This window comes from Pseudomonas sp. GD03903 (genome assembly GCF_029840045.1).
Lineage (GTDB): Bacteria > Pseudomonadota > Gammaproteobacteria > Pseudomonadales > Pseudomonadaceae > Pseudomonas > Pseudomonas pseudonitroreducens.
Genome location: NZ_JAOCBT010000034.1, coordinates 12,858 through 28,492, shown reverse-complemented (window position 1 = coordinate 28,492; position 15,635 = coordinate 12,858). Strand labels below are relative to the sequence as shown.

13 protein-coding genes and 1 pseudogene are annotated in these 15,635 nt (G+C 56.6%); 12 read left to right on the top strand and 2 right to left on the bottom strand.

Translation table 11 applies throughout. The features are described from left to right. Positions 1 to 6: 6 nt before the first annotated feature. Positions 7 to 216 (bottom strand): cold-shock protein, encoded by a 210-nt coding sequence (locus tag N5C91_RS30345; RefSeq protein ID WP_015476243.1) that lies wholly within the window; start codon positions 214 to 216, stop codon positions 7 to 9. 556 nt (positions 217 to 772) lie between these two features. After that, on the bottom strand, positions 773 to 1,243 hold the full coding sequence (locus tag N5C91_RS30340) for a YMGG-like glycine zipper-containing protein (RefSeq protein ID WP_279834102.1): 471 nt from the start codon (positions 1,241 to 1,243) through the stop codon (positions 773 to 775). A gap of 168 nt (positions 1,244 to 1,411) precedes the next feature. Between N5C91_RS30340 and plsB the strand changes: the two genes are divergently transcribed. From plsB to N5C91_RS30280, 12 genes and pseudogenes are all read left to right on the top strand, one after another. Then, on the top strand, positions 1,412 to 3,922 hold the full coding sequence (gene plsB, locus N5C91_RS30335; protein ID WP_236173112.1) for a glycerol-3-phosphate 1-O-acyltransferase PlsB: 2,511 nt from the start codon (positions 1,412 to 1,414) through the stop codon (positions 3,920 to 3,922). 90 nt (positions 3,923 to 4,012) lie between these two features. Beyond that, complete coding sequence (locus tag N5C91_RS30330; RefSeq protein WP_236173113.1) at positions 4,013 to 4,459, top strand: low molecular weight protein-tyrosine-phosphatase; 447 nt, start codon at positions 4,013 to 4,015, stop codon at positions 4,457 to 4,459. 149 nt (positions 4,460 to 4,608) lie between these two features. Next, complete coding sequence (locus N5C91_RS30325; RefSeq protein ID WP_279834100.1) at positions 4,609 to 5,661, top strand: glycosyltransferase family 4 protein; 1,053 nt, start codon at positions 4,609 to 4,611, stop codon at positions 5,659 to 5,661. Positions 5,662 to 5,970: 309 nt separating this feature from the next. After that, positions 5,971 to 6,417 carry a low molecular weight phosphotyrosine protein phosphatase gene (locus tag N5C91_RS30320; RefSeq protein ID WP_279834099.1) on the top strand — a complete coding sequence of 149 codons (447 nt, stop codon included), beginning with the start codon at positions 5,971 to 5,973 and terminating at the stop codon, positions 6,415 to 6,417. A 23-nt stretch (positions 6,418 to 6,440) separates the two neighbouring features. After that, entirely contained in the window at positions 6,441 to 8,675 is a 2,235-nt protein-coding gene (locus N5C91_RS30315; RefSeq protein WP_279834098.1) for a polysaccharide biosynthesis tyrosine autokinase, read from the top strand. A gap of 46 nt (positions 8,676 to 8,721) precedes the next feature. Next, positions 8,722 to 9,219, top strand: coding sequence for a transcription/translation regulatory transformer protein RfaH (gene rfaH, locus N5C91_RS30310; RefSeq protein WP_279834097.1), 498 nt, complete (start codon positions 8,722 to 8,724; stop codon positions 9,217 to 9,219). Positions 9,220 to 9,392: 173 nt separating this feature from the next. Further along, positions 9,393 to 9,854 (top strand): adenylyltransferase/cytidyltransferase family protein, encoded by a 462-nt coding sequence (locus tag N5C91_RS30305; protein ID WP_279834095.1) that lies wholly within the window; start codon positions 9,393 to 9,395, stop codon positions 9,852 to 9,854. A gap of 8 nt (positions 9,855 to 9,862) precedes the next feature. Then, positions 9,863 to 11,101, top strand: a complete 1,239-nt coding sequence (locus N5C91_RS30300; RefSeq protein ID WP_279834094.1) for an oligosaccharide flippase family protein — start codon at positions 9,863 to 9,865, stop codon at positions 11,099 to 11,101. A gap of 14 nt (positions 11,102 to 11,115) precedes the next feature. After that, complete coding sequence (locus N5C91_RS30295; protein ID WP_279834093.1) at positions 11,116 to 11,790, top strand: CDP-alcohol phosphatidyltransferase family protein; 675 nt, start codon at positions 11,116 to 11,118, stop codon at positions 11,788 to 11,790. A gap of 27 nt (positions 11,791 to 11,817) precedes the next feature. After that, complete coding sequence (locus tag N5C91_RS30290; protein WP_279834092.1) at positions 11,818 to 12,894, top strand: glycosyltransferase family 4 protein; 1,077 nt, start codon at positions 11,818 to 11,820, stop codon at positions 12,892 to 12,894. A 7-nt stretch (positions 12,895 to 12,901) separates the two neighbouring features. After that, entirely contained in the window at positions 12,902 to 14,152 is a 1,251-nt protein-coding gene (locus tag N5C91_RS30285) for an O-antigen ligase family protein (protein WP_279834091.1), read from the top strand. A 63-nt stretch (positions 14,153 to 14,215) separates the two neighbouring features. Then, positions 14,216 to 15,630, top strand: a pseudogene (locus N5C91_RS30280) (undecaprenyl-phosphate glucose phosphotransferase). Positions 15,631 to 15,635: the final 5 nt, after the last annotated feature.

Here is a 15,635-nt window from a genome sequence, read left to right as displayed (position 1 = left end):
GGGGGCTCAGACCTTGGCGACGTCTTCCGCCTGGAGGCCTTTCTGACCCTGGATCACCGAGAACTCCACTTTCTGGCCTTCGACCAGGGAGCGGTGACCATCGCCACGAATGGCACGGTAGTGAACGAAAACGTCCGGACCGCTATCGCGTTGAATGAATCCATAACCTTTGGCGTCATTGAACCACTTGACGGTTCCGACCTCACGATCAGCCATTACCACACTCTCCAACTTGCCTATTATTTTTGGATGGCCCCCGGGAATGAGGACTTCGGCAGTCGCCGGCTGAACGCTTTCCTTATCATCCAACCCGCACCGAATGGCACACAGGAAGGTAATTCGAATAACGCCCACGGGCGACAGCGCTCCCGAGTATATAAATCAAAAGTTACAGCTGAAAAGCACTTTTTCATCAACTCCGCGAGCCTATGACCAATCAGGCCAAAGTGCCATTTTTCGGGGCCTGCAGAGCCATTTTGGTGCTCGTTACCCAGCGTAACGAAAGTGTTTCGAACGTGGACCTTTTCTCACTTCCGGACATTTATGGCGGGTAGTTTCGTTCCCGTTCATCGGCATTCGGCGATCACCGCAAATGTCATTCACAGGCCGCGAGAATGCATGTCGCAGTTCACACTGCGGCAATATGCCCAATCATTTATCGGATGAATCGGCAGCGCGCCAATCCCTTTCCGCTCGATGGATAACGGCCGCCGCTGGTACTTCCGGCGGCCCGATACCCGGCAAGTCGTGCACCATCAAGGGACGCCAGCAGTCAGGGACTGACCTGATAGCCCCGTCCCTGCAAACAACCGCTGTAGGCACTGGCGCTGGCAGAAGTCTGCGCTTCATTCTGCGCACGGCGGTCCTGCCGACGCTCCTGCCGCTGGCGCGAGGCACCGATTGCCGCACCTGCGGCAGCCGCGTCGCCGGCACGGTTCTGCCGGTATTGCTGCTTGGCCTCATCACTGGCGCGGTCATAGACCTCGTCGTGCTGCTGGCCACGCACTTCGGCGGCAACACTGCCTGCCGCCGCGCCCCTGGCCGCACCACGGACACGGCCACCGACATTCGGCTCGGAGCCGGTGGCGGCGCTGTTCGCGGCATTGCTGGCAACGCTGTTGCACTCCGCCATATCCTGCTGCATCTGCTGGCTGCCCTGGCCCTTGAGCGGGACGACAGTCTGGGCCTCGGCGGGCAACACAAACGACAAGGCGAGCAGACATCCCCAAGTGAACGTACGCATCGCGGAACCTCCGTGGAATGTCATCCCCTAAATGACAGGATAGCCGCAGCCCGTGGGCTGTCCGCGCGCACCGACCAAGCGCTCGTGGCTTTGCTGGCGGGGCCTAATCCGGCAAACTAGCCGGCCTGAGCAATCGCTCGTTTTACCTTCGCCAGCCATAGGGCCTGTATGCCTCGTTACCCGTTCCGCCGCTTCGGTTTTGGTGCCCTGCGCCGCCTGCTGTACCTCTGGGTGCGCTCGGAAACCATCAACCAGTCGGCCTTCAGTCTGAAGATCGACCGCAGCAAACCGGTCCTCTACGTCCTGCAGCAACCCTCGGTGAGCGACCTCGCCGTGGTGGATACCGAATGCCGCAAGGCAGGCCTGCCCCGCCCGGTGATGCCGGTGGCGGTGGGTGAATCCATCGAGCCGGCGGCCTTCTTCTACCTGACGCCGGAGCCCGACTGGCTCGGCCGCCAGGACAAGCGCGGCGCACCGCCGGCGCTGGTGCGCATGCTCGGCGCCATCGGTCAGAACGGCATCGACGACGCGCAGATCATTCCCGTCAGCGTGTTCTGGGGCCAATCCCCGGACAGCGAAAAGAGTGCCTGGAAGCTGCTGTTCGCCGACAACTGGGCAGTCACCGGCCGCCTGCGCAAGCTGGCGCGCATCCTCATCCTCGGCCGCAAGACCCGCGTGCAGTTCTCCGCGCCCATCCACCTGCGCGAGCTGGTGGAACAGAACAAGGGCCACGAGCGCACCCTGCGCATGGTCCAGCGCATTCTGCGGGTGCACTTCCGCAACCAGAAGACCGCGGTGATCGGGCCAGACCTGTCGCACCGCCGCACGCTGGTCAAAGGCTTGCTGCGCGCGCCGCTGGTGCGCCAGGCAATCCAGGAAGAATGCGAAACCCAGAAGATCTCCCAGGAGAAGGCCGAAGCGGCTGCCCTGCGCTACGCGAATGAAATCGCCGCAGACGTCTCCTACCCGGTGATCCGCTTCCTCGAAGTCACCCTGACCTGGTTCTGGAACAAGCTCTACGAGGGCGTGAAGGTCAACCATATCGAACGCGTGCAGGAAGTCGCCCAGGGCCACGAAATCGTCTACGTGCCCTGCCACCGCAGCCACATCGACTACCTGCTGCTGTCCTACCTGCTGTTCCGCAATGGCCTGACCCCGCCGCACATCGCCGCCGGGATCAACCTCAACATGCCGGTGGTGGGCTCGATCCTGCGCCGCGGCGGCGCCTTCTTCATGCGCCGCAGCTTCAAGGGCAACCAGCTGTACACCGCGGTATTCAACGAATACCTGCACACCCTGTTCAGCCGTGGCTTCTCCACCGAGTACTTCGTCGAGGGCGGCCGCTCCCGCACCGGGCGCATGCTGCACCCGCGCACCGGGATGCTGGCGATCACCCTGCGCAGCTTCCTGCGTGATTCGCGCCGGCCCATCGTCTTCGTGCCCGTGTACATCGGCTACGAGCGCGTGCTCGAAGGCCGCACCTACCTGGGCGAACTGCGTGGCGCGGCGAAGAAGAAGGAGTCGATCTTCGACATCTTCAAGGTCATCGGCGCGCTGAAGCAGCGCTTCGGCCAGGTCTGGGTGAACTTCGGCGAGCCGATCCACCTCGACCGCTTCCTCGACCAGCAGCAGCCGGACTGGCGGCAGCAGGAGCTGGGCCCGGAATACCGCCCGGCCTGGCTGTCGGAAACCACCAACCATCTGGCCCGCGACGTCGCCCGCCATCTCAACGATGCCGCCGCGATCAACCCGGTGAACCTGGTGGCACTGGCGCTGCTCTCCACTACCCGCCTGGCCCTGGACGAAACCGCCCTGGCGCGGGTGATCGACCTCTACCTCGACCTCCTACGCAAGGTGCCCTACTCGCCCAGCGCCACACTGCCCGAGGGCGACGGCCAGCAACTGATCGAGTACGTGAAGAGCATGAACCTGCTCAGCGAGCAGAAGGACGCCCTCGGCCGCATCTGCTACCTCGACGAGCAGAACGCGGTACTGATGACCTACTACCGCAACAACGTGCTGCACATCTTCGCGCTGCCTGCGCTGATCGCCAGCTTCTTCCAGAACAGCGGGCGGATCAGCCGCGAGCAGCTGCTGCGCTACACCCGTGCGCTGTACCCGTACCTGCAGGCCGAGCTGTTCATCCGCTGGAGCCTGGACGAACTGGACGCCGTGGTCGATCAATGGCTGCAGGCCATGGTCGCCAGCGAACTGCTCAAGCAGGAGAACGACACCTTTATCCGCCCGCCGCCCAGCTCGCGCCAGTACGTACTGCTGACCTTGCTGGCCCGCGCCATCGCGCAGACCCTGCAACGCTTCTACATGTCCATCTCGCTGGTGCTCAACGCCGGGCAGAAGCAGCTCACTGCCGAGGAACTGGAGAATCTCTGCACCGTCATGGCCCAGCGCCTGTCGGTGCTCCACGGCCTGAATGCACCCGAGTTCTTCGACAAGAGCCTGTTCCGCCACTTCATCCAGACCCTGCTGGACGAAGGCGTGCTGCGCAAGGACGAGAACGGCAAGCTGAGCTACCACGAACTGCTCGGCGAGCTGGCCGAAGGCGCCGCCAAGCGCGTGCTGCCGGCGGAGATCCGGCTGTCCATCCGCCAGGTCGCCCTGGAGCGGCCACCGCAGGAAGAAAGCCCTCCTACCGAGCAGCCGCCCGCCAGCCAGGCCTGAGCGGCACAGCCCCTGCCGGCGGCTTGACGCCCCGGCACCGCGACCGATAGATTTCTGACGATCCATCGGTCGCGGTCAGGGACGCTCCCCGTGTTCAACAGGATTCTGATCGTCTGCGTCGGCAACATCTGCCGCAGCCCTATCGCCGAACACCTGCTGCGCGAATCCCTGCAGGGCACCGACATCGCCGTGGCCTCCGCCGGGCTCAGCGCACTGGTCGGCCACTCCATCGACAGCACCGCCCTCGCCATCCTGCGCCGCCACGGCCAGCACCCCCAACCGCATCGCGCCCGCCAGCTGACTGCCGAACTGGTCCACGAGGCCAACCTCGTCCTGGTCATGGAGCAGTCACAGATCCACAGCGTCATCCGCCTCGCCCCCGAGGCGCGCGGCAAGACCTTCCTGCTGGGCAAATGGCAGACCGACCAGGAGATCCCGGACCCCTACCGCCAAGGTCCGGAAGCATTCGAGCGCGCCTATGCGCTGATCGAATCCGCCGTTGCCCCCTGGGGCGATCGCCTGCGCGCTCGGCGGTAATTTGACGGATTATTATCAATCCGACAAAAGCGTCAGAAATCCTTACAGCGCCGTGATGAAAAAGGCTACGCTCTAGCCCAGCAAGACCATATTCAGCTGTTTGGTCTCCTTGTTACGACACGTAAATCTGCAGGGACCTACATTGATTTATGAAGATTCTGCACATCACCGAGTCCTTCGGCGGCGGCGTCACCTCGGCCATCAACTCCTACATCCTCAATTCCCAGCAGCATGAGCACTACCTGCTGGCCTCGGTGCGCAAAGGCGATACCACCGGGGAGGAAAACCAGGGCCTGTTCCGGCACATGGAGCTGGTGCCGCGTCGCCTGTCCAGCCTGGCGCGGGTGAAGCCCTACATCGACCGCGTGCAACCGGATGTCATCCACCTGCACAGCACCTATGCCGGCGCGCTGATCCGCGCCCTGCCGTTCATTCCCGCACAGAAGATCGTCTATACCCCACACGGTTTTGCCTTCCTGCGTGGCGACCATCCGCTGATGCTCAAGGCCTACCGGGCCATCGAATCGCTGCTGGCACGGCGCACCGCGGTGATTGCCGGCTGCGGCCTGGATGAGCAGCGCATCGCCGGAGAACTGATCGAACCCGCGCATACCCTGGGCCTGGTGAATGTCTGCGATGAGCTGCCGCAAGTGCCAGCCGTCCGCAGCCTCACCAGCAAACCGGTGGTCGGCATGGTCGGGCGCATCAGCCGGCAGAAGGGCCACGAGTATTTCCGCGCCCTGGCGGAGAGTTGCGCAAAGGTTGCGCACTTCAAGTGGATCGGCGGTGGCGACGCCCAGGTCATGGCGGAGATGGTCGAGGCCGGCATCGAAGTGACCGGCTGGCGTCAGCGCGGCGAAGTCATCGCCCACATGAAAGGGCTCGACCTGTACTTCCACACCGCCGCCTGGGACGGCTTCCCCATCTCGGTACTGGAGGCGGCGAAGCTCGACCTGCCCATCGCATTGCGACGCATCGGCCCGTTCGTTGCCGAAGGCCTGTCCACCGCCCAGGACCTGGCAGAGGCACAACGGCAGGTAATCGCCTTCGCCCAGGGCGACCCGGCCGTCCTGGCCCAACTGTCGCGCAACAGCCAGAGCATCCAGGGCCTGCACAGCGGCGAACAGCTGCAATCATCGCTGGAAAACCTCTACGCCCGCTTCACCCCAGGGCACGCTGTGGACCGCCTGGCCATCGGCTGAGCCCCGCCTCGCACCTGCCCGGGCAAGCCCTGGTTTGCCCAGGCGGCGGCACTGCCGAAAGTGCCCTCCCCGATACCGTCCCGCCCCCCTTACCCTGAGGCCCGGCAGCGTCCACAAGCTGACCGGATAGTTCTATTTCGCCACATACAAAGCTTGTGGGATTTCATCCCGCAGGCTGCCCGGCAACTATCTCTGCCGCCGCCGGAATATTCCTAAAGGCTCCGACTGACCGGAAAGCGCATTGAATCACCCTGCCACGCAGCTTAATTTCGCCAGCCTCTGGTCACCACCACCACGGCGGAACTCAGCGTGTTCAATCAGGTGCTCATCGTTTGCGTCGGCAATATCTGCCGCAGCCCCACGGCTGAGCACCTGTTGCGCCAGGCTCTGCAAGGCGGCGATATCAAGGTCAGCTCTGCCGGCCTGGCCGCACTGGTCGACAAGCCGCTGGAGCAAAACGCCCTGGCGACGCTCCTGCAGCACGGCCAGCAACCCGCGGCGCACCGCGCACGCCAGCTGACGCCGAAGATCCTGCAGGCATCCGACCTGGTCCTGGTCATGGAGCGCAATCACTTGCGCGATATCCACGAACAATCCCCGCAGTCCCGAGGCAAGACCTTCCTCCTCGGCAAATGGCAGAACGACCGAGAAATCCCGGACCCCTATCGCCAGGGGCAAGCGGCCTTCGAACACGCCTATGCATTGATCGACGAGGCCGTCGCCACATGGTCGAAATACCTCCGCACCACTCGATGAGCGTTAATCGCGAAGTATCCTTCATGCAGCCACTCCAAGCCCCGGTCGCGCCATCGTCCGCCGACGATGACGAAATCGACCTGCTCGCCCTGTTCGGCACCCTGCTCGATCACAAGTGGATGATCGCCGGCATCACCGCCGGCTTCCTGCTGACAGGGGCCCTGTACGCCGTGCTCGCCACGCCGATCTATCGGGCCTCCGCGACCATCCAGGTGGAGCAGAAGTCGCCGGGCATTCCGGGTCTGACAGAAATGAGCGACATCCTGGGTGGCTCGCAGTCCCAGGCCGTGACCGAAATCCAGCTGCTGACCTCGCGCAACGTGATCGGCAAGGCCGTGGATACCCTGCACCTGGATATCGACATCCAGCCTTCACGGTTCCCGCTGATCGGCAACTTCCTGCAGCGCCGCTATCAGCCGGAAAACCCCGGCGACCTGGCCTCTCCGCTGCTGGGCATGAGCCGCTTTGCCTGGGGTGGCGAGAGCCTGGAGATTGCCCGGCTCGACGTTCCCAATGCCCTGCTCGAAAAGGAGCTGACGCTGATTGCCGGCGAGGCCGGGCAGTTCCGCCTGCTCGATGACAATGACGATGTACTGGTCGAAGGCGCAGTCGCCCAGCCCTATGAGCAGAAAGGCATCAAGCTGCTGGTACAGAACCTGAACGCCAACTCCGGCACGCGCTACCACGTGATCAAGCAGCACCGCCTGAGCACCATCCTGGCGTACCAGGACGCCTTGAAGGTATCGGAGACCGGCAAGGAGTCCGGCATTATCGACCTGACACTGGACGATGACGACTCTTCCAGGGCGGTGGCGGTGCTGAATGAAATCAGCCAGCAATACGTCCAACAGAACGTCCAGCGCGCCTCCGCGGAAGCGGCCTCCAGCCTCACGTTCCTGCGCGGCCAGTTGCCCGAGGTCCGCCGCGACCTGGAAACGGCCGAAAATGCCCTGAGCAGCTACCAGACAAAGGCCAAGTCAGCCGACATCAGCCTGGAAACCAAAGCGCTGCTCGAGCAAAGCGTCGCCCTGGATACCAGCATCTCCGAGCTGAAGCTGCAGCAGGCCGAAATGGACCGCAAGTTCACCCGCCAGCATCCTGCCTACCAGGCGCTGGCCCGGCAGATCGGCGAACTCACCGCCAAGCAGCATGGCCTGACCAAACGTGTCGAAGGCCTGCCGGAAACCCAGCAGGACCTGCTGCGCCTGACCCGCGACGTCGAAGTCAGCACCACCATCTATACCCAATTGCTGAACAAGAGCCAGGAGCTGGACGTCGTCCGCGCCGGCTCCGTTGGCAACGTCCGCATCATCGATACCGCCGACGTCGATATCACCAAGCCGGTAAAACCGAAAAAGCCGCTGATAGTCGCCATTGCCACCTTGCTCGGCTTGTTCAGTGCCATCGCTTTGGTATTGCTGCGCAAAGCGCTGAACCGTGGCATCGAATCGGTGGATGCCATCGAGCAACTGGGCCTTCCGGTCTATGCCTCCGTTCCCTTCAGTGTTTTGCACAAATCCGAGGAGGAGAAACGTGGCGCCGGCAAGAAGAACAGTCGCGCGGTCGCTCCCTTGCTCGCGACAAGCCACCCGACCGACCTGGCAATCGAGTCGTTGCGCAGCCTGCGCACCAGCCTGCACTTCGCCATGCTGGAATCAGGCGACAACCGTCTGATGATCTCTGGCCCCAGTCCTGATGTGGGCAAGTCCTTCGTCAGCGCCAACCTTGCCGCCGTGATCGCCCAAACCGGCCAGCGCGTATTGCTGATCGACGTCGACATGCGCAAGGGCTATCTGCACAAGACGCTTGGGGCAAAGGACAAGGTCGGCCTCTCGGACCTGCTCATCCAGCGCTGCAGCTTCGAACAGGCCGTCCAGCGGACCAAAGTGGAGAACCTGCACTTCATTGCCCGTGGGGCGATTCCGCCGAATCCCTCGGAACTGCTGATGCATCCGAATTTCACCGACGTGCTGGAAGCTGCAAGCCGCGCTTTCGACCTCGTCATCCTGGATACCCCTCCCCTCCTGGCCGTCACCGACGCCGCCATCGTCGGCCACCAGGCCGGTACCAGTCTGATCGTCACCCGCTTTGGCAAGAACGCTCCGCGCGAAATCGAGCTGACCATCCGCCGCTTTGCGCAGAACGGCATCCAGCTCAAGGGCGCCATTTTCAACGGCGTCGAACGGCGCGCGGCGGATTACTACGGCAATGGTGCTTACAGCAACTACCAGTATGAGTACCTCTCGGACAAGTCCTGATCTCTGGAAACGCCGAGACCCATACCCCTGAAAGGGGAAGATAGAGATGCAACCGACATCGGAAAAACAGTGGTACCTAGTGCAATGCAAGCCACGGCAGGATCTGCGTGCTTTGGAGAATCTGACGCGGCAACAGTACGAGTGCTTGTTGCCTATGCAACATGTAGGGCGAATTCGAAATGGTGCAATACGGCATCAGGCCGAACCGCTTTTCCCCGGATACCTATTTATCGAGTTGGACACTTCCCAGGATAACTGGATGCCCATCCGCTCCACGCGCGGTGTCAGCCAGATTGTTCGATTCGACAGCCAACCACTGGCCGTTCCTTCGTCTGTGATCGAAAAGATACGCTCCCGTGACGCAGCTATCGCTCCCCTATTTGAGACTGGGGAACGTGTACGAATCGGAATTTCAGGCAGCCCTGGAGTGGAAGCGATATTCGAGGCAATTGATGGTACCGAGCGGGTGATCCTGCTGCTGAACCTATTACACCGCGAGTCTCGCGTTAGCGTACCGATCACTCAAGTGGCGCGGTTCGCATAGCGAGTACGGATGTAACTCGCGGCGAAAACAATCTCTCTCTATTACTCAAACTCGGCTATCTGAGCCGATCAACCTCGACCCTATCCGCGTTCTCAGGAAATCGACCAAAAATCCTGGGGCGGTAGCGTGCCAGCCAACCGAGGCTGTTGCATGCGTCTGGAATACTGCACGCCATGACAACCACCGTTCTGACTTACGGCACTTTCGACCTGTTCCATCATGGTCATCTGAAACTCCTGACTCGCCTCAAAGATCTTGGCGATCGATTGATCGTCGGCGTCTCCACCGATGAGTTCAACTCCAGCAAAGGCAAGAAGACCATTATCCCCTTCGTTGATCGCATCGAGATCGTGCAATCGATCAGATACGTCGATCTGGCGATTCCTGAAACTGATTGGGAACAGAAGGTGCGGGATATCGACACCTATCAAGTGGCGATACTTGGCATGGGCCATGACTGGCAAGGGAAGTTCGACGATTTGAACACTTTGTGCAAAGTGATCTATCTACCACGCACCGATGGAATTTCCAGTACGCAGATCAAGCAGAGTCTAGGCTACTTCGACAAGGCACACCTCAGCGAGATGAAGTCCTCGCTGGACACGATTTCGTCAATTATCGAACGCTTGCGCTGATAACTTCCATGCGTTCGATAGCTTATTTAATCCGGCACCCACTGGCAGCCAACACACTGGCCGCCAGTCTAACGCAATTGGCAAACTTCCTGCCGCTGCTTCTGCTACCAGTACTGACTCAACGCCTTGCAATCCAGAGCTTCGGCACTGTAGCCATGGTGCTATCTCTCTGCCAACTTTCATTAATCGTTACTGACTTCGGCTATGGCCTGTCTAGCACATACCGAATCGCACGCCACCGTGAAGATCGCTTGTTGATCGGAAAACTGCTTGGCGCAGTATTCATTGGGAAACTACCACTGGTGGCCATAGCATCACTGATCACCCTACTGGTTCCCTTTCTTACTCCCACCTACCGGCAGGACACCCCAATCTTCGCGTTGGGAACCCTAGCCATTATTGGCCAAGCCTATCAGACCAACTGGTTGTTCGTGGGCCTAGAACGCCAAAAGATCGTCACCATATACAGCCTCTCGACCAAAGCACTCTACCTTTTGGCCGTACTGCTATTTGTTCACGACAGCGACGATGCCTGGATAGTAATCCTGGGCTGGGGAATAGCCCAACTCTCAGCCGCCGCACTCTCCATCCTGCAGGTATACAGAGTAAACTTTCGAATCCTGCGACCAAGCATGTTAGAAGTTCTACAAGAGTTTCGTCGTGCGCTTCCCTTCTTCACATCTCGAATTGCAGTGGCCACCTACACCTCGGCGGCGACCACCATAGTAGGTCTTGCGGGGCAAGTGCAGGCTGCACAGTTCTATGCCTGCCAGCAAGTTTACCGTATCGGATCGGCGTTGCCAGTCAACCAGGTCCTGTATCCATTCATGGCAAAAAACCGCAACTGGCGGGTGTTCCTAAAGATAACTCTGGGGTCGGCAGGCCTGCTGTCGATAATGGCCGGACTAATAGCTGTATTTTCCGCAGAGATTCTGCAACTCGCGCTGGGGCCTGAATTCCTCCAAGCGCAATCGACCTTCACCGTACTGCTAGCTGCCATGGTCGTCAGCTATCTTGCCGCAGCTTTCGGCTATCCGGCCTTCGCTGCTTTTGATCGTCTGGATCAGGCTAACCACACCGTGGTGATCGCCTCAATTGCCAACGTCCTTGTGCTGGGATGTCTCTACTTTCTAGATCAAATTAACGCCCTAAACGTCGCTGTGGCGATACTAGGCACCGAACTGTTTGTACTCATATTGCGGTTACTTGCGCTCAGGCGCATCAAAAAAATCGCTCACCTCCACTAAATTGAACGATGAACATGCCAACAATAGCCGAAATCAAAAAATCCATGCCAAAGGACAAGAATGACTATGATCGCTGGGGAAATCCCGCGGCCTACTTCTGTGCCAGACCTATTTCCTACCCGATAACTGCGCTATTTGTCTCGGCAGGGTTAAGTGCAAATTTTGCCTCTCTAGCGTCAATTACTTTTGCTCTGGCCGCGATCATCACCGCAGCCACCAATTTCCCAGCCTGGGCAATTACAACTCTAATACTTCTATGGCTAGTACTCGACTGTGTTGATGGAAACATTGCAAGATTCACTAGAACAGGCTCTCTCAAGGGGGAGTTCCTAGATGCCATCGGTGGCTACATCATCACCGCAGGCTTATATGTAGGTATTGGCTATGGAAGTGGGGAACAGAGCGCCCTTCTTCTTGGCGCTTGCGCCAGTATATTCTCCATACTCTCACGACTAATATTAAATAAATCAAACGTTCTATCCGGAGCAAAACGAAACCCCACAGGTGACACTGGAAGTGGCTGGAAAGCACAGTGGTTGCTGTCCATCTACAACCTCTCCGGAATTGGTTTATTACTTACCTATCTGGCCCTACATTTTCAGGCAGCAACTGAATTCCTTGCGCTCCAAGCAACGCTAGGTGGAATAATCACAATCGCCACCGCAGTTTCTTCTTGGAAAAATCTATAACACTCAACTTATTCAAGATCATTAAAAATGCGCATACTACATATTGCAGAAACTGTAAAAGGAGGGGTTGCCACTTACCTAGAGCTAATCGACGGCAACGTACCTTATGAGCATCACTATCTGATTCCTGCCAGCCAAGAGAGCGAGATCAGTGTAGATAGAAGCAAATTGATAGTTTTCCCGGGAACTAGCCGCCCGCAAAGAATAGTCGGACTATTCCAAACTCTTGCCAGACTAAAAGACAAACAGTCCTATGACATAGTGCATTTGCATAGCTCTTTCGCTGGATATATTTTTACTATTCAAAAGCTATTGGGATTCAAATTTCCAGCGATAATTTTCTGCGCACACGGATGGTCGTTCCAGCGTAAAGTTTCAAAACTTGAGCGTACTATCTGCAAAGCAGCTGACTACATAACAGGTCGACTCTCAACCGGAATAATTCATATTTCAAAGACAGAGCAAGTCGCCGCAAGCTTTATCCCCTGCGATCTCCAGAGGCATATCTACAATCCAATCTCATATAATTACCTTACCCCACTAAAAAAGACACATAAGGCAAATACAATAAAAAACATTTTATTTGTAGGCCGACTGGACCGACAAAAGGGATTCGACATACTATATGAAGCATTTAAATCAAAAGACCTGAAAGAGTTCCATCTATACGTTGCCGGAAACTCTGTTCTCTGTGATTCAGAATATAAATCAACCGCCAATGTTACATTTTTAGGATGGCAGTCTCGGGACGCGCTTCCATCGATGTACGAAGATGCCGACCTAACTATAGTCCCCTCCCGCTGGGAGGGATTTGGATTTGTAGCTATAGAATCATTAGCAAGAGGAACTCCCGTACTTGCCAGCCATGTTGGCTCGCTACCTGAGATACTCGGAAAGTACGGCCAAATTTCTGACATGACTACAGCAAACTCTATAATAAAGACCATCATCAAATATAAAACCAGCGCAACAGAGACCCCAGTTAAACTACAGGAATATATACGTGAAAAATATTCACCCACTCGCTTTTCAGCAGAAATTCTTGACTTCTACCAGCAGGCGGTAGAGAAGGAAGAATCAAAAAAAAGACCATCCCTGAGTTGAATATGAAATGAAAAACTCTAGGATCAGGGAAATAGTCCTCCGAGCAACATTCTTTCTTGGACCTACTGGGATTTTTTTCGCACCGCTGCCAGGCATTGGCTCATTGCGAGCATTTTACTTCAGCACCGCCATCATTAATATCCTTTGCCTATTTAGAACATCAAAAAGAAGCCTACCCCAATTTACACTATTATTTTTCACATTCCTCCTTCTATTCGGTAGCGCATCTTACTCTCTACTTAGTATTACAGAAGAAATCCCAATTCATGCCAACCCTGTCATTAGGGTGCTAGTCATCTGCAATTTGGCCTTCGGATTTTATAATATCTCGCAATGGATTATCTCTAGCAACTCCACAGACATAATTGAAAAGCTACTTAACGATTCATTCAAAGGTTTCTGTGCCGTTTTCTTTTTGGGACTTGTTATTTATATCGGCTACATCACAAACAAAATCCCCTACAACATCTACAGCCTCTTCACCACACTAGATCAAAGTGCCTATGGCTACTCACGATTTAGTCCTGGGACCTATCCAAACGAATTCGGAATAATCTGCTCCTTTTATGCAATATACGCATTATCGATAGCGCTAAACAAGAACAAACTTCTTCACCTATTATTATCAATAACGTTCATAGCAGGCGTTTTTCTCACATCTACACGCGCAGCTTATATAACCTTATTCCTGAGTTACATCTACCTCACTATCACAAGCAAAAGCCCGATCAGAATATTATTATTAACCATCCTTCCCGCCCTCCTTACACCAATTATAATACAAACACTTTCCTATCTATCATTTGATGTTATGTCAGTAATAACTACTGGATACGAGTCCGCAGCAAAAGGGACCGGAAGCTCAAGCGTCAGACTGGAGGACTGGAATACTGCGATAGATGACCTTTTAGATAACCTATTCTGGGGAGTAGGGGTAGAATCACCAAAAGCTTATTCACTTCACAACCTACCACTACAAATACTCTACGGACTTGGAATAGCTGGAAGCCTTATTCTTTCCATTGCTGCCGCAGCATTTACCTACATAAACATAAAGACAACTTGGAACGCTCTAAAATGCACAAAAGAAATTCAGAAATTCACGACATCCACAAGAACAATACTACTTATACACGTCTTTATTTTCGGACTAACAAACCATAATCAAGCACACTTCTTTACATGGATGCTATTTGCACTTGCCTGCATAAAATTAAGGAATACAAAGATCTGTGTGCATAGACATTTCTCTAACTAAATCCCACTCAGATTGGCGTATCTGCTCTAGAGCTAAACAGCCAGTCTAATCGACGCAGTCGGCATGAACAGAAATGATCGCGGTGTACTCCGCCCCCCCATACAAGCCTCTCCATTCTCCAACGCATTCTTGACCTTACAATAATCCTGCTCTGCATCTTTCTCCTCTGCACTCTAAGCGGAATAGATGACAGCAGAGATATTTTGGCCGTAGCCTTCGGCACGTCGCTCCCATTTTCCATTCTGGCCGATACGGGAGGTCTCTACGGCTCATGGCGTGGCAAACGTATACGTGATGAGCTAAGTAAATTATTGTGTATCTGGCTACTCAGTTCGCTAGTATTTTTCCTAGGCGACTATGTTCTCTTTGTGTCCCAGCCCCGGCCCCGACTGCTCCTCATACAACTATTGAGCCTTCCCCTGATCACACTGATTGCTTATCGAGTTCTCCTGCGCCAGGCACTCAAAATACTGCGTAACAAGGGCATGAATACCCGTACTGTGGCTATCGTCGGAGCAGGTGCCTTGGGAGCGCGATTGGCGACGAACATCGCCAATGCCCCTTGGATGGGCCTCGAACTCCTAGGCTTCTATGACGATGAGAGAACCTCCCCCGTTCAACTACCTGAATGGCAGTTGCGAATTAGTGTCTCGGGCAATTTGGAGAAACTGATCAACGAAGCACACTCCGGCTCTATCGATCATATCTACATCACTCTTCCCATGCGTAGCGAGGCCAGGATCAAGTGGCTGGTTGATCGGCTCAGCGATACAACCGTTTCAGTCCACATAGTTCCAGATGTTTTCATCTTCAATCTGCTCCACGCCCGCGCGCAGAACATTGACGGCATCCCTACCATCAGTATCTTCGACAGCCCTATGGTGGGTGCGGCTGCGCTGGTGAAGCGCCTGGAAGATATCGTCCTTTCCTCGTTGATCCTTTGCCTGATCGCCGTTCCCATGCTGTTCATCGCGGCGGCTATCAAGTTCACTTCCCCGGGCCCGGTATTTTTCCGCCAGAAGCGCTATGGCATCGATGGCCGCTCTATCGACGTGTGGAAGTTCCGCAGCATGCGGGTCATGGAAAACGGCGCGACCGTCACCCAGGCAACCCGCAATGACAGCCGCATCACTCCGCTGGGGGCCTTCCTGCGGCGCACCTCGCTGGATGAACTGCCACAGTTCATCAACGTATTCATGGGCGATATGTCCATCGTCGGGCCGCGCCCGCACGCCATCGCCCACAACGAGGAATATCGTGGGCAGATCAGCAGCTACATGCTGCGCCACAAGGTAAAGCCGGGCATCACCGGCTGGGCCCAGGTGAATGGCTGGAGGGGTGAGACCGATACGCTGGAGAAGATGCAGAAGCGTATCGAATTCGATTTGGCCTATATCAACAACTGGTCGCTGTGGTGGGACCTGAAGATCGTCTTCCTCACGCTGTTCAAGGGCTTCGTGCACAAGAACGCCTACTGATCGCC

What these genes read in the sequence shown, in the direction of transcription:
- N5C91_RS30315 (WP_279834098.1), top strand. Translation starts at nt 6,441, where the DNA reads ATGCAGCCACTCCAAGCCCCGGTCGCGCCATCGTCCGCCGACGATGAC.
- N5C91_RS30285 (WP_279834091.1), top strand. Translation starts at nt 12,902, where the DNA reads ATGAAAAACTCTAGGATCAGGGAAATAGTCCTCCGAGCAACATTCTTT.
- N5C91_RS30290 (WP_279834092.1), top strand. Translation starts at nt 11,818, where the DNA reads ATGCGCATACTACATATTGCAGAAACTGTAAAAGGAGGGGTTGCCACT.
- plsB (WP_236173112.1), top strand. Translation starts at nt 1,412, where the DNA reads ATGCCTCGTTACCCGTTCCGCCGCTTCGGTTTTGGTGCCCTGCGCCGC.
- N5C91_RS30325 (WP_279834100.1), top strand. Translation starts at nt 4,609, where the DNA reads ATGAAGATTCTGCACATCACCGAGTCCTTCGGCGGCGGCGTCACCTCG.
- N5C91_RS30340 (WP_279834102.1), bottom strand. Translation starts at nt 1,243, where the DNA reads ATGCGTACGTTCACTTGGGGATGTCTGCTCGCCTTGTCGTTTGTGTTG.
- N5C91_RS30300 (WP_279834094.1), top strand. Translation starts at nt 9,863, where the DNA reads ATGCGTTCGATAGCTTATTTAATCCGGCACCCACTGGCAGCCAACACA.
- rfaH (WP_279834097.1), top strand. Translation starts at nt 8,722, where the DNA reads ATGCAACCGACATCGGAAAAACAGTGGTACCTAGTGCAATGCAAGCCA.
- N5C91_RS30305 (WP_279834095.1), top strand. Translation starts at nt 9,393, where the DNA reads ATGACAACCACCGTTCTGACTTACGGCACTTTCGACCTGTTCCATCAT.
- N5C91_RS30295 (WP_279834093.1), top strand. Translation starts at nt 11,116, where the DNA reads ATGCCAACAATAGCCGAAATCAAAAAATCCATGCCAAAGGACAAGAAT.
- N5C91_RS30345 (WP_015476243.1), bottom strand. Translation starts at nt 216, where the DNA reads ATGGCTGATCGTGAGGTCGGAACCGTCAAGTGGTTCAATGACGCCAAA.